The following is a 13,332-nucleotide window of genomic DNA, read 5'->3' as shown; positions in this document are numbered from 1 at the left end:
CCTATTCCGAATTATGGGTATTATATGGAACAAACAACTCACACACGTGTTTACATGGAATCTTCGATGTTAAAAATCTTTAATACAATGACGCGCCAGAAAGAGGAATTTAAACCTATCCATGCCGGGGAAGTCGGCATGTACGTGTGTGGTATTACGGTTTACGATCTCTGTCATATCGGCCATGGCCGTACCTTTGTTGCGTTCGACGTGGTCTCTCGCTACCTGCGCTTCCTGGGCTATAACCTGAAGTACGTGCGTAACATTACCGACATCGACGACAAAATCATCAAGCGCGCTAATGAAAACGGCGAAAGCTTTGTTGCGCTGGTGGATCGCATGATTGTTGAGATGCACAAAGATTTTGACGCCCTCAATATTCTGCGTCCGGACAGCGAGCCGCGTGCGACCCACCATATCCACGAAATTATCGAGATCACCGAAAAGCTGATCGAACGCGGTCACGCCTATGTGGCGGACAACGGCGACGTGATGTTCTCCGTCCCGACGGACCCAACCTACGGCGCGCTTTCCCGTCAGGACCTGGACCAGCTGCAGGCCGGCGCGCGCGTGGACGTGGTTGACGTGAAGCGTAACCCGATGGACTTCGTGCTGTGGAAGATGTCCAAAGAGGGCGAGCCGAGCTGGCCATCCCCGTGGGGCGAAGGCCGTCCGGGCTGGCACATTGAATGTTCCGCGATGAACTGCAAGCAGCTGGGCAATCACTTCGACATTCACGGCGGCGGTTCGGATCTGATGTTCCCGCACCACGAAAACGAAATTGCGCAGTCCACCTGCGCCCACGGCGGCGAGTACGTTAACTACTGGATGCACTCCGGGATGGTGATGGTTGACCGCGAGAAGATGTCGAAATCGCTGGGCAACTTCTTCACCGTGCGCGACGTGCTGAAGTATTACGATGCGGAAACCGTGCGCTACTTCCTGATGTCTGGCCACTATCGTAGCCAGCTGAACTACAGCGAAGAGAACCTGAAGCAGGCGCGCTCGGCGCTGGAGCGTCTGTACACCGCGCTGCGCGGCACCGACAAATCTGTGCCTGCGGCGGGCGGCGAGGCATTCGAAGCGCGCTTCGTTGAGGTGATGAACGACGACTTCAACACGCCGGAAGCCTACTCCGTGCTGTTCGACATGGCGCGTGAGGTCAACCGCCTGAAGTCAGAAGATATGGCGGCGGCGAATGCGCTGGCGTCCCATCTGCGCAAGCTCTCTTCCGTGCTTGGCCTGCTGGAGCAGGAGCCGGACGCGTTCCTGCAGAGCGGCGCGCAGGCGGACGACGGTGAAGTGGCGGAAATTGAAGCGCTGATTAAAGCGCGTCTGGAAGCGCGTCAGGCCAAAGACTGGGCGGCGGCAGATGCGGCGCGTAACCGTCTGACCGAGATGGGCATCATTCTGGAAGACGGCCCGCAGGGGACGACCTGGCGTCGTAAGTAAGTCTGTAACGCCCGGTGGCGCTAACGCTTACCGGGCCTACTTTTACCTTCTTTTCCACCACAACATCCCCATCAGCACCACCCCCGGTAGCCACACCCACAGCAGTTCCGAGATAATGACCTCATGCCCGTACGGCGTGGCGTAGCGCGATAGCGCAAACGGCGCGACCTTAATCACCTGCCACGGCGCAAAGAAGCGCTCGTCTGACCACGGCCACAGCCAGCCGACGCCTTTTCCGCCGGTGGTAACGGAATCCAGCAGGCTGTGCGACAGCAGTGAAACGGTTAAGAACAGCCAGCAGCGCGTCAGGCTGGCCCGGAACCATCGTCGGCCAATCAGCACGCAGAGTATCGGTACCGCAAAGGCAAACAGCAGCGAATGGGTAAAGCCGCGGTGGCCGAAAATATTCCCGTAGGCGACGCCGAATTTGAACGCCAGCACGTCGGCGTCCGGCAGCATGGCGAGCACGATCCCGGCAAACAGCAGGCGGGGAGGGATGACTTTCGTTCCCAGACCTAAGCCCAGGCAAAGGGGAACAGCAGCGTGAGTGATAACGGTAGGCATTGCAATTATCCATGGCAAATCACAGCAATATAGCAGCGAATCCGCTGCAGCAAACCTGTGTCAAATTCTGATTTTACGCCGACTCGCGGGCGATAAGCTGCCCGGACAGCGTAATGCGCTGGGTTTGCAGATCCGGCTCCTTCAGCTTGCGGATAATCAGCCCCGCCGCCTGTCGTCCTGTTTCATCGCTGGCCGAAGAGACATAGGTGAAGGAAGGGGAGGTGAGGTTGACGTGGAGCATATCTTCAAAACCGATCAGCGCCACCTGCTGGGTCAGGAACACGTCTTTCCCCACGGTGCGGCCCACCTGGTGAATGCCGGAAATGGAGCCGATCATCGCATCCGGGGAGTGGCAAAGCAGGGCGGTGATGGAGCTGTTTTTCTCCAGCAGCTGGCGCGTTGCCATCGCGGCGGCCTGGGTGTCGTCGCTGCAGGCCGGTGAATAATCATCGCGCCAGACCAGCCCGTTTTGCGTCATCGCGCTGCGAAAGCCGAGCAGGCGCTGCTCGCGGATAAGACAGCCCTCGCGTCCGCCAATGTAGGCGATCGCGCGGTGTCCGCGTTCGATAAGATAGCGTGCGGCAAGGTTCGCCGCCTGGCGATTATCGCGCATGACCAGATTGCATTTTTCGTCCAGCAGAGACTGCGAGACCGCCACCAGCGGCAGCGGGCACTGGCGGATCTGCTCCGGTAAAGCGGCGTTACGGGTGTCAGACGCCAGATAAATAACGCCCGCGACGCCCTGCTGCTTAAACGACAGCAGGGTCCGTTCCAGATATTCCTGGTCGTTCAGCGGCTGGCCGAGAAACACCATATAACCCTGCTTCTCCAGCTCCTGAACGATGCTCGCCATCACCTTGATGGAAAAGCTGTCACTGAAGTCGCGCAGGATCAGGCCGATAAGATTGGAGGTGTTGGCGCGGAGGTTGGCAGCGGCAACGTTATGAACATAGCCCAGCGTCGTGATGGCGGCATTGACCTTCTCGATCGTCGCCTCTGAGATTTTCCCTTTCTGACGTAGCACCAGCGACACGGTAGAGACCGAGACGCCCGCGTGCTTTGCGACATCAATGATGCTGACTTTCTTCAAAACCGCTCCCTGAAATTTACCGATTATCAGCCGGATAAAACACGTCTCCCAGCGTACAGGAGACGTGTCGTTCAGGCATCTTATTATTTGCCGATCATGGTGGACATGGTCTGGGCGATAAACTGTGCTCTGGCACCGAAAATCACCTGGATCCCGTTGTCGCCGACGAAGACCACGCCGCGTGCGCCAAGCCCGTTCAGTCCGTCCCTGTCCACCGCATCGCTCTTCGCCACTTCCAGACGCAGGCGGGTGATGCAGGAGCCGACGGAGTCAATGTTCTGCGCGCCGCCCAGCAGGCCGATGATTTCGGTGGCAAGTTCGGAATCGGACTTGTCATTCGCGCTGGCGGTCACCTCCGTACGGCCCGGCGTTTTCACGTCGAAACGACGGATCACGAAGCGGAACGTGAAGTAGTAAATCAGCGCCATCGGAATGCCGATGATAATGGCACTCAGGAAGTTGGTCTGATAGCCGTTAAACGACGGCAGGATCCCGAACGACAGGTAGTCGATAAAGCCCGCCGAGAACGATTTGGCGATATGCGCGTGCAGCAGGTACATGGTCATGTACGCCAGGCCCGCCATGATGGCGTTGAAGACGTACAGAATCGGCGCCACGAAGATAAAGGTGAACTCTACCGGCTCGGTGATCCCCGTCAGGAAGCAGGTGAGGGCAGCGGAGAAGAGAATACCGGCCGCGATTTTCTTATTCTTCGTATGCGCTTCGTGGTACATCGCCAGGCATGCAGCAGGCAGCGCGAACAGCATCAGCGGGAACTCGCCCTGCATGAACTTACCGGCGTTCTGGTAGGTGTCGCTGCTGAAGGATTTCACCCCCTCTTCGAGCATCTTGAACCAGATGGTCTGGTCACCGTGGATCACCTGGCCCGCCTGGGTGGTGTAATCCCCGAACGAATACCAGAAGGACGGATACCAGATGTGGTGCAGGCCGAGCGGGATCAGCGCGCGCTCCACCAGCCCGAAGATAAAGGTTGATGCCGCCTGGTTATCACCGTTTACGATCACGGAGAGCGCGTCGATACCGGCCTGAATATGCTGCCAGACGTACGGTAGCAGCAGCCCCATCAGGAAAGAGAGGAACGCCGTGGCGATCGCCACAAAGCGCTTCCCGGAGAAGAAGCCGAGGAACTCCGGGAGCTGCATGGTGTGGAAGCGGTTGTAGCACCAGGCTGCGAGAATGCCGCAGATAAGCCCGCCGAAGACACCCATCTGCAGCGTCGGGATGCCGACCACCATGGCATATTTTCCGCCCTGTGAGGCCATTTCCGGCGTAATGCTTAATACGGTACTGATGGTGATGTTAGTGACAAACACCGACACCGCCGCGGACAGCGCCGCGATACCGGATTCCGAGGCCAGACCGACAGCAGAGCCGATGGCAAACAGCATCGGCAGGTTATCAAAGATAACCCCGCCGGCGTTCATCATCAGCGGCAGGTGGAACTTATCGCCGAAGGCCAGCAGCAGGCCCGCAGCGGGAAGCAGTGAAATTGGCAGCATTAAGGCGCGACCAATCATCGATAACTTAGACAGCGATTTAACAAACCCTGATATCAGACTCATGCTGATTTCCCCCGAGTAGCGCTTTTTAAGCGCTGTTATTGTAAGTAGAACGTTTTAGTAGAACGTTCTACTTATCGTGGGGAAAGAGTGAAAAACGCGCAACTGAAATCTCACCTTTCAACAGATGAAATAGTGATTATTTGAAGTTGATCGATAAATAACCGTGATGGATATGGGGGGATTTTTGATCCCCTCTCCCCTTTGGGGAGAGGGTGAGGAGGACTCAGGCCGTCACGGTCACGCTCTGCCCTTCAAAGCTCACGGTCTGGCCGGCGACAATCTTGCAGCGCTTGCGGGTTTCCACCACGCCGTCGACTAAAACCCGCCCGTCGGCGATAACGATTTTCGCCTGCGCGCCGCTTTCGCTCCAGCCTTCGAGCTTGAGCAGATCGCACAGCTCAACGTGCGGGTGTTTGCCTAATGAAAATGTGGCCATCTTATGCTTCCTCTACATCGTGGTACTCTTCGCATGCCTGCAAAGTATTCTGAATCAGCGTTGCTACAGTCATCGGGCCAACGCCGCCCGGCACTGGTGTAATGTAAGAGGCGCGAGCCGCGGCATCTTCATACACCACGTCGCCGACCACTTTGCCATTTTCCAGACGGTTAATCCCGACGTCCACGACAATCGCGCCCTCTTTGATCCACTCGCCCGGAATAAAGCCCGGCTTGCCGACCGCGACGATCAGCAGATCGGCGTTTTCAACGTGGTGACGCAGGTTTTTGGTAAAGCGGTGGGTCACGGTGGTGGTGCAGCCGGCCAGCAGCAGCTCCATGCTCATCGGACGGCCCACGATATTGGATGCGCCGATGACCACGGCGTTCAGGCCGTAGGTGTCGATGTTATAACGCTCCAGCAGCGTCACGATGCCGCGCGGGGTGCACGGGCGCAGACGCGGCGCGCGCTGGCACAGGCGGCCCACGTTGTACGGATGGAAACCGTCGACGTCTTTATCCGGCGCGATACGCTCCAGCACCTTCACGTTGTCGATGCCCGCAGGCAGCGGCAGCTGAACCAGAATGCCGTCGATCTCTTTATCGGCATTCAGGGTGTCAATAAGTTCCAGCAGTTCCGCTTCGCTGGTGGTTTCCGGCAAATCGTAAGAGCGGGAGACGAACCCCACCTCTTCACACGCTTTGCGTTTGCTGCCGACATAAATTTGTGATGCCGGGTTGCTGCCAACCAGCACAACGGCCAGCCCGGGAGCGCGTTTTCCGGCGGCTTTACGCGCCTTCACTTTTTCCGCGACCTCAGAGCGCACCTGCTGCGCAATCGTTTTACCGTCAATAATCTTTGCTGCCATCAGAGAGAAGATTCCGTCTGTAACGTTTGAAAGGGGGGATTGCCTGTATTTTGTCAGAAGCGAGCGCCGCTGTCAGTCACCCTTTACGAGTTTTCATCCGTGAGGCGCAAAAACCCTTCTTAAGTGATGGTCAATTTCTTAGACGGGATTAGGATGTGACCTGGCGAAATGGCAGTGTTTTGACATATTTAAAAATTACATCCTGAGCTACTTTGTCTCCTCCGAAATAAGTTTTCAATTATGCAATTGAACGTATTTCTTATTCCCGATTTTTCGCGGGAAGGGTTATTTACATTTTAAAGGAATAGACATGAAACTCAGCAACATTGCTTCTTCTGTTATTGCAACACTGGCCCTGGTCGCGGGTGCCGCTAATGCAGCCGATCCCGTTACGCCGGTTACCGTAAATGGCGGTACCGTGCATTTTAAAGGTGAACTGGTTAATGCTGCTTGTTCAGTAAATACCGATTCTTCCGAGCAGACGGTTAATCTCGGTCAGTATCGTACCGCGAAATTCACCAAAGTGGGCGACACCACCTCTAATATTCCGTTCAACATTGAACTGAATGACTGCGATCCGCTGGTTGCGAAAACCGCTGCCGTTGCTTTCACCGGCCAGATCGACGCGACCGACAAAACCCTGCTGGCCGTGACGTCCGGTAACAACGACAACACCGCGAAAGGCGTGGGTATCGAGATCCTCGACAGCAAATCCAGCGTGCTGACCCCGGACGGTGCCACCTTCTCTGCCGCGAAAGACCTGATTAAAGGGACTAACACCCTGCAATTCACCGCGCGCTACAAATCAACGGCTGCAACCACCGAGCCAGGCCAGGCGAACGCTGACGCCACCTTCGTAATGAAATACGAATAATACCCTCGCACAGGGATGTTCAGGCCTCAGGGACGAGGCCCGTCATACGCTACTGCCAGGAACGAAGGATGACAAGGACTGGAACACTACTGCTGTTAACCCTTGCGATGGCCTGCCCGGCATCGGCGCATACCGTGGTGATCGAAGGCGGCAAGGTGCATCTTCGTGGGGAGCTGGTAAACGGCGGCTGCGCCGTGGCGCCCGACAGCCAGAATATGCGCATCGACATGGGGCAGTACCGAACCAATTCATTTTCCGGTGTGGGCAGCTTTTCAACGGTTAATGTGCCGTTCACCGTGCGGCTGCTGGACTGCAGCGTGGATGTCTCCCGCATCGTGGGGATCCAGTTTCAGGGCGTGACGCCCGCGGAAGATCCGCAGGTTTTTCTGGCGACATCGCGGCCAGGTGAAACGCCTGTCAGCAGCGGCGTAGGGCTGGCGCTTTTTGATGAGCAGCAGCGTCAGATTATCCCGAATGCGACGGCCGTCAGCTGGTTGCCCGTGAATACCAGCGAGCTCGCATTTCATTTTAGCGCCCGCTATCGCGCTATTTCCGAACACCTCGTGCCAGGCAATATTCAGTCGGATGTCTGGTTTACGTTGATTTATCCATAACACCTGCGAACACATTATTAAAGGTACGGTTTTGATGAATATGCTAATTAAACCAGGACTGCTTTTATCGTTTATTTTAATGATGGTTTCTGCTTGCGCGAATGCTTCCGGCGGTATTGCGCTGGGGGCCACGCGCGTTATTTATCCGGCGGATGCGAAGCAAACGTCGCTGGCGATCACCAACAGCAATAAACAAGAACGCTACTTAATTAACGCGTGGATCGAAAATGCCAGCGGGCAAAAGGAAAAAACCTTTGCCGTCACGCCGCCGCTGTTCGTTAGCGAGCCGGACAGCGAAAACACGCTGCGTATTATTTACGCCGGGCCCGCGCTGCCCGCCGATCGCGAATCGCTCTTTTACATGAACGTGAAGGCGATCCCGTCAGTGAACAAAGCGAAAACAGAAAACAATAACGTGCTGCAGCTGGCGATCCTTTCGCGCATCAAGCTGTTTGTGCGCCCGAATAACCTGGCGATGCAGCCGGATGAGGCGCTTTCCCAACTGCGCTTTGAGCGCGTGGGGAACCATCTTAAAGTCAGCAACGCCTCGCCGTATTACATCACTCTGGTCAACCTGAAGCTGGGCGGTCATACGCTGGAAAACCTGATGGTCGCGCCGAAAAACTCGGCTCAGCAGGTGCTGCCCGCCGGGGCCGGCGGTACGCTCTCCTGGCAGAGCGTGAATGACTACGGCGCCATTACACCGGCGCGCAGCGTCAACCTGTGAGCAGAGTCAGGGCGATGAAAAACCACCAGGGACGTTACTGCCCGGTTGCACTGGCGTTGATGGCCGCGCTCTGGCCGCAGGCTGGCTGGAGCGAAAGCTACTTCAACCCGGCCTTCTTATCCGACGACACCGCCAGCGTGGCGGATTTGTCGCGTTTTGAACAGGGGCACCAGCAGGCACCCGGCATCTATCGCGTGGATATCTGGCGTAACGATGAGTTTATCGGCACCCAGGACGTGCGTTTTGAACAGGCCGAGAACACGCCGCCGGTGGCGGGCGGCCTGTCGCCGTGCATTACGCGCGCGATGCTCGATCGCTTTGGCGTCAACGTTGCCGCATTTCCCGAGCTGGCGAAGGTGCAGGGTGAAACGTGCGTTCCATTGACCACGGCCATTCCCGGCAGCGAAACGGTATTTAACTTTGCTTCACAGCGCCTGAACGTCAGCCTGCCGCAGGTGGCAATGCAAAACAGCGCGCGCGGCTATATTCCGCCTGAACAGTGGGATGAAGGCATTCCCGCCGCGCTGGTGAACTACAGCTTTACGGGCAACCGGGGAAGCGAAGACGACAGCTATTACCTGAACCTGCAGAGCGGGCTGAACTATGGTGCCTGGCGTTTACGCAACAACGGCGCATGGCGCTACACGCAAAATAACGGGAAGCGGCGCAGCGAGTGGCAGAATATTGGCACCTGGGCGCAGCGCACCGTTATCCCACTGAAAAGTGAGCTGGTGCTGGGCGACAGCAACACCGGGAATGACGTTTTCGACAGCGTCGGTTTTCGTGGCGGGCGGCTCTATTCGTCTGACAGCATGTACCCCGACAGCCTGCAGGGTTACGCGCCGACCGTGCGCGGTATTGCCCGTACGCCTGCCAAAGTGGTGGTTCGCCAGAACGGCTACGTTATCTATCAAAGCTACGTCCAGCCCGGCGCGTTCGCCATTACCGATCTTAACCCGACCTCCTCCAGCGGTGACCTTGACGTCACGGTGGAAGAGAAAGACGGCAGCCAGCAGCGCTACACCGTGCCGTACTCCACCGTGCCGCTCCTGCAGCGTGAAGGGCGCTGGAAATATGACCTCGTGGCGGGGGATTACCGCAGCGGTAACAGCGACCAGGATACACCGTTCTTCGCCCAGGGCACCCTGATTACCGGCCTTGCCAACGGCTTTACGCTCTATGGCGGCACCCAGCTGGCGTCACGCTATACCGCAGTGGCCGTCGGGGCCGGGAAAAACCTCGGTGACTGGGGCGCAGTCTCCGTCGATATCACCCACGCCCGCAGCCAGCTCGCGGACGACAGCAAACATGAAGGTCAGTCCCTGCGTTTTCTCTATGCAAAATCGCTGAACGGGTTTGGCACCAACTTCCAGCTGCTGGGCTACCGCTACTCAACGAAGGGGTTTTACACCCTGGACGACGTGGCCTGGCGCTCAATGGAGGGCTACCAGTATGCCGATAGCCAGGACGATAACGATGTGCCGGACGTGCAGAGCTATCACAACCTGACGTGGAATAAAAAAGGCCGCTTCCAGCTCAACATTTCCCAGTCGCTGGGGGATTACGGCTCGGTCTATATCTCCGGGAGTGAGCAAACCTACTGGGGGACGGACGAAACGAACCTCTGGTATCAGCTGGGCTATGCGGGGGGCGTGAAGGGGATCAACTACTCCCTGTCATGGTCGTGGAACAAATCCGTCGGGATCGACGGTACCGACCGGATCGCGTCGTTTAACGTCTCCGTACCGTTTAGCCTCTTTACCCGCCAGGGCTATCGCCGGGACAGCGCGATCGATCGCGCCTATGCCACCGCATCCGCCAGCCGAAACAGCGATGGCGACACGAGCTGGCAAACCGGCGTCAGCGGCACGCTGCTTGAGGACCGCAACCTGAACTACAGCGTGACCCAGGGACACGCCAGCACCAACGGCTCAAGCGGAAGCGCCAGCGCCAACTGGCAGGCAACCTACGGCACGCTGGGCGTGGGCTACAACTATTCCCGCGATCAGCACGATCTCAACTGGCAGCTCTCCGGCGGGGTGGTTGGCCATTCAGACGGCGTGACCTTCAGCCAGCCGCTGGGCGATACCAACGTGCTGATTAAGGCGCCGGGGGCATCAGGCGTCAGCGTGGAAAACCAGACCGGCGTGAAGACCGACTGGCGAGGCTACGCGGTCATGCCGTATGCCACCGTCTACCGCTATAACCGCGTGGCGCTGGATACCAATACCATGAGCAACAATACCGACATCGAAAACAACGTGAGCAGCGTGGTGCCGACCAAAGGCGCGCTGGTCCGCGCCAGCTTTGATACCCGCATTGGCGTGCGCGCCCTGCTGACGGTAACGCGCGGCAACCAGCCGGTGCCGTTCGGCGCCGTGGTGCGCGAAACCCAGAGCGGCGTGACCAGCATGGTGGGGGATGACGGGCAAATTTACCTGAGTGGGCTGCCGCTGGAAGGCGAACTGCTGGTCCAGTGGGGTAACGGGGCGCAGTCCCAGTGCCGTGCGCCTTACAGCTTGCCTGAAAAGAGCCTGCAACAGGCGATCACACTTAAGGGGATCCGCTGTGATTAAAATCCATATCTTTGCCTTGTCGCTTCTGGCACTCCTGCCCGCGACAAACGCGTTAGCCACCGTGTGCGTCAATGAAAAGGGCGTGCCGACGGAGGTGCATTACGACCTGACGGATAAATTCAACAGCTCGAATAACCAGGTTGGGCAGGTTGTCACCCTCAGCGAGAAATCGCAGTGGGTGGGGGTAAACGCCGTCTGCCCGAAGGGCACCGTCGGGAATACCACCAAGCGCAGCTACGTGACGGATTACCCGATCACCGGGACCAGCGATGGCTATCAGTATCTGAAGCTTAACGACTATCTGGACGGGGCGATGAAGATCACGGACAGCTATGCTGGCGCGTTTTATCCACCCAAAAGCTATATCCAGATGGGGAGCCATCCGAACGTTTCAAAAAACAAACCGTTTGGCGTGCAGGATTCCAGCCTTATTTTCCGTCTTAAGGTGACCCGACGCTTTATCAATATGGTGGTGATCCCGCGTGCCACCATGTTCCGCGTTTACGTCACCACCACCTCCTCCGATCCGTTGACCACGCCGGTCTACACCATCAGCTACAGCGGAACCATTCAGGTGCCGCAGAGCTGCGCCATCAACGCCGGCAATGTGGTTGAATTTGATTTCGGCGACATTGGCGCCTCCCTGTTCAGCAAGGCGGGCGTGGGTAACAAGCCGGAGGGCGTCTCATCGCAAAGTAAAACCATCGCGATTAAATGCACCAACGTGGAGGCAAACGCCATGCTGACGATGCGCGTCGAAGCTGAAAAGGTCTCCAATAATGTGGTGGTGTCGGATAACCCGGATGTGGGGTTTATCATTGCCAACGAGAGCGGTGCGCCGCTCACGCCTAACAACCTGACGAGCAAAATTCCGTTCCGCCTGGACGACAGCGCGCAGGCGCAGGTGGGGATCCGGGTCTGGCCGGTGAGCGTGACGGGCAACAAGCCAGCGGAAGGACGCTTTACCTCACGCGGATATTTGCGTGTGGATTACGACTAAGGAGCAGACATGCGAAACGGGATCCGTTTTATCACCGTGGCGCTCTTTGCGCTTTGCACCCAGGCTCAGGCGGAAACCGCATTGGGCGAAATTAATATTCGGCTCTACGGCAATATTGTCGATTTCACCTGCGTGGCAGAGGGTAACGATAGCGACAAAACGGTCACGCTGGGCACCTGGCCCACGAAGCAGCTCAACACCACGGGGAGCCGCACGCAGCCTATGCCCTTCACGCTGAAGTTGACCGGCTGTCCGCCCGGGGCGGCGTCCATTACGTTCTCGGGTAAGGCTGACGGGAGCAATAGCGGGTTGCTGGCGCTGAATGATGCCAGTACAGCGAGCCACGTCGCCGTCGAGATCAGGGATGCGGATAAAACGCGTCTGGCGCTTCAGCAGGCCAGCCAGCCGGTGACGGTTGATGCACAGGGGAATGCGACCCTATCATTTTATGCCAATTATATTGCTACGGCCGATAACCCTCAGCCCGGACGGGCTGATGCGGATGCTACCTTCATGATTAATTATAATTAGCACTGACCGCACTCCCTGCAGCTCGGATAAACTGCAGGGAGTGAATTCAGGTTATAGCAGCTCGTGCGCTTTGGCGTAATCTATTAATTCCACGATGCTTTGTACGCCAAGCTTGGAATAAATATTGGATTTGTGCGCACTGATGGTCTTATTGCTCAACAGTAACTGTTCAGCAATCTCCTTATTGGATAATCCATTCGCCAGATAACGTAATACCGTGACCTCGCGATTCGATAATGGCATATCCGCTGCCATCCCTTTTCCCGAACCCATATGGTTTATAAAATTCAGCGTTTCCGACGGGAAAAAAGAATAGCCCATCAAAATCATCTCTACGGCGTTGTAGATCTCACCCAAATCTTTTCGTTTACTGACGAAGCCGTTGGCCCCGGCGCGAATCGCACGACCCGCGTAAAATAACTCTGATTTAGAGGAGAGAAACAGAATCTTGATGTCTTTGTTTAAGTTTCTGATTCTCTTAAGTAAAGCGAAGGCGTCTGTGCCCGTAAGTTCGATGTCAAGGATCACCAAATCGATAGGATGATTACGAATACAGTCAAGAACTTCATGGCTATCGCCAGACTTAAGCTTGACTGTGATATTTTTATTTTTCTGTAGCAGGACCTCTATCGACATTCTGACGATAGGATGTTCGTCCATAATGATAACGGATGCCGGTTTCATTTTTAATGCCTCAGATTGTTAAAAGCGTTATGCAGAGTTTTGTAAAACTCTCGAAATGCCGGAAGGATATAAAGTGCAGATCCCTATACCGTAGTATTTCCCTGGAAAGAGCGAAAGCATCCTTGTTTACGTAATGAAAAGAACAGTGCCTCAGCGCGGTCATCTCATTTGGCTGGTGTTGGCAAAAAGATTTTTCTTATTCAGATTTGGTACGCATCTTATTATACAGAGTAAGTTTTTTCCGAAAACCCTGTAAATTAGTCTCCGCTTATTGGTTTGTATTATCTTCTGGATCTTAATGGCTATGTTTTTAAATTTAGCGGAAATATCCTG

13 protein-coding genes are annotated in these 13,332 nt (G+C 56.3%); 7 read left to right on the top strand and 6 right to left on the bottom strand.

Going from position 1 to position 13,332, the window contains the following annotated elements; genetic code table 11:
- The first annotated feature begins 66 nt into the window (after window positions 1–66).
- Entirely contained in the window at window positions 67–1,452 is a 1,386-nt protein-coding gene (gene cysS / locus IM291_RS05075; protein WP_045260709.1) for a cysteine--tRNA ligase, read from the top strand.
- 42 nt (window positions 1,453–1,494) lie between these two features.
- Here the strand turns inward: cysS and IM291_RS05070 are convergent, their stop codons facing one another.
- The 5 genes from IM291_RS05070 to folD all read right to left on the bottom strand — a co-directional run bounded on the left by IM291_RS05070 (window position 1,495) and on the right by folD (window position 5,993).
- Window positions 1,495–2,016 (bottom strand): metal-dependent hydrolase, encoded by a 522-nt coding sequence (locus IM291_RS05070; RefSeq protein WP_028012221.1) that lies wholly within the window; start codon window positions 2,014–2,016, stop codon window positions 1,495–1,497.
- A gap of 73 nt (window positions 2,017–2,089) precedes the next feature.
- On the bottom strand, window positions 2,090–3,106 hold the full coding sequence (gene malI / locus IM291_RS05065; protein WP_192986274.1) for a Mal regulon transcriptional regulator MalI: 1,017 nt from the start codon (window positions 3,104–3,106) through the stop codon (window positions 2,090–2,092).
- Window positions 3,107–3,189: 83 nt separating this feature from the next.
- Window positions 3,190–4,689 (bottom strand): PTS transporter subunit EIIC, encoded by a 1,500-nt coding sequence (locus IM291_RS05060; protein WP_028012223.1) that lies wholly within the window; start codon window positions 4,687–4,689, stop codon window positions 3,190–3,192.
- Window positions 4,690–4,912: 223 nt separating this feature from the next.
- Complete coding sequence (ybcJ, locus tag IM291_RS05055; protein WP_045356450.1) at window positions 4,913–5,125, bottom strand: ribosome-associated protein YbcJ; 213 nt, start codon at window positions 5,123–5,125, stop codon at window positions 4,913–4,915.
- Window position 5,126: 1 nt separating this feature from the next.
- Complete coding sequence (gene folD / locus IM291_RS05050; protein WP_028012225.1) at window positions 5,127–5,993, bottom strand: bifunctional methylenetetrahydrofolate dehydrogenase/methenyltetrahydrofolate cyclohydrolase FolD; 867 nt, start codon at window positions 5,991–5,993, stop codon at window positions 5,127–5,129.
- Between the two features lie 310 nt (window positions 5,994–6,303).
- On the opposite strand from folD, the gene fimA reads away from it, so the two are divergent.
- From fimA to sfmF, 6 genes are all read left to right on the top strand, one after another.
- A complete protein-coding gene (fimA, locus tag IM291_RS05045) occupies window positions 6,304–6,867 on the top strand; it encodes a type 1 fimbrial major subunit FimA (protein WP_028012226.1) in 564 nt (187 codons plus the stop codon).
- A 68-nt stretch (window positions 6,868–6,935) separates the two neighbouring features.
- Window positions 6,936–7,481 carry a type 1 fimbrial protein subunit FimI gene (gene fimI / locus IM291_RS05040; RefSeq protein WP_028012227.1) on the top strand — a complete coding sequence of 182 codons (546 nt, stop codon included), beginning with the start codon at window positions 6,936–6,938 and terminating at the stop codon, window positions 7,479–7,481.
- Window positions 7,482–7,515: 34 nt separating this feature from the next.
- A complete protein-coding gene (fimC, locus tag IM291_RS05035) occupies window positions 7,516–8,208 on the top strand; it encodes a type 1 fimbria chaperone FimC (RefSeq protein ID WP_192986272.1) in 693 nt (230 codons plus the stop codon).
- A 14-nt stretch (window positions 8,209–8,222) separates the two neighbouring features.
- Window positions 8,223–10,784 (top strand): fimbrial biogenesis usher protein, encoded by a 2,562-nt coding sequence (locus tag IM291_RS05030; protein WP_041911034.1) that lies wholly within the window; start codon window positions 8,223–8,225, stop codon window positions 10,782–10,784.
- Window positions 10,777–11,784 carry a type 1 fimbria D-mannose specific adhesin FimH gene (fimH, locus tag IM291_RS21875; RefSeq protein ID WP_059355415.1) on the top strand — a complete coding sequence of 336 codons (1,008 nt, stop codon included), beginning with the start codon at window positions 10,777–10,779 and terminating at the stop codon, window positions 11,782–11,784. The genes IM291_RS05030 and fimH overlap by 8 nt, the downstream gene beginning before the upstream one ends.
- Before the next feature lie 9 nt (window positions 11,785–11,793).
- A complete protein-coding gene (gene sfmF, locus IM291_RS21870) occupies window positions 11,794–12,315 on the top strand; it encodes a fimbria assembly protein (RefSeq protein ID WP_028012231.1) in 522 nt (173 codons plus the stop codon).
- A 51-nt stretch (window positions 12,316–12,366) separates the two neighbouring features.
- On the opposite strand, the gene fimZ is transcribed toward sfmF, so the two are convergent.
- Window positions 12,367–12,999: a fimbria biosynthesis transcriptional regulator FimZ gene (fimZ, locus tag IM291_RS05020; RefSeq protein ID WP_028012232.1), complete on the bottom strand. Its 633-nt coding sequence runs from the start codon at window positions 12,997–12,999 to the stop codon at window positions 12,367–12,369.
- Window positions 13,000–13,332: the final 333 nt, after the last annotated feature.

It is taken from the genome of Enterobacter cloacae complex sp. P27C (assembly GCF_014895705.1).
Classification (GTDB): Bacteria; Pseudomonadota; Gammaproteobacteria; order Enterobacterales; family Enterobacteriaceae; genus Enterobacter; species Enterobacter bugandensis.
Note: the sequence above shows the minus strand (reverse complement) of the source record. Positions and strands in the feature narration are given on the sequence as shown.

Bases quoted from the DNA above. Each gene is read 5' to 3' on its own strand.
- cysS (WP_045260709.1), top strand. From the start codon at position 67: ATGTTAAAAATCTTTAATACAATGACGCGCCAGAAAGAGGAATTTAAA.
- IM291_RS05070 (WP_028012221.1), bottom strand. From the start codon at position 2,016: ATGCCTACCGTTATCACTCACGCTGCTGTTCCCCTTTGCCTGGGCTTA.
- IM291_RS05060 (WP_028012223.1), bottom strand. From the start codon at position 4,689: ATGAGTCTGATATCAGGGTTTGTTAAATCGCTGTCTAAGTTATCGATG.
- ybcJ (WP_045356450.1), bottom strand. From the start codon at position 5,125: ATGGCCACATTTTCATTAGGCAAACACCCGCACGTTGAGCTGTGCGAT.
- folD (WP_028012225.1), bottom strand. From the start codon at position 5,993: ATGGCAGCAAAGATTATTGACGGTAAAACGATTGCGCAGCAGGTGCGC.
- fimA (WP_028012226.1), top strand. From the start codon at position 6,304: ATGAAACTCAGCAACATTGCTTCTTCTGTTATTGCAACACTGGCCCTG.
- fimI (WP_028012227.1), top strand. From the start codon at position 6,936: ATGACAAGGACTGGAACACTACTGCTGTTAACCCTTGCGATGGCCTGC.
- fimC (WP_192986272.1), top strand. From the start codon at position 7,516: ATGAATATGCTAATTAAACCAGGACTGCTTTTATCGTTTATTTTAATG.
- IM291_RS05030 (WP_041911034.1), top strand. From the start codon at position 8,223: ATGAAAAACCACCAGGGACGTTACTGCCCGGTTGCACTGGCGTTGATG.
- sfmF (WP_028012231.1), top strand. From the start codon at position 11,794: ATGCGAAACGGGATCCGTTTTATCACCGTGGCGCTCTTTGCGCTTTGC.
- fimZ (WP_028012232.1), bottom strand. From the start codon at position 12,999: ATGAAACCGGCATCCGTTATCATTATGGACGAACATCCTATCGTCAGA.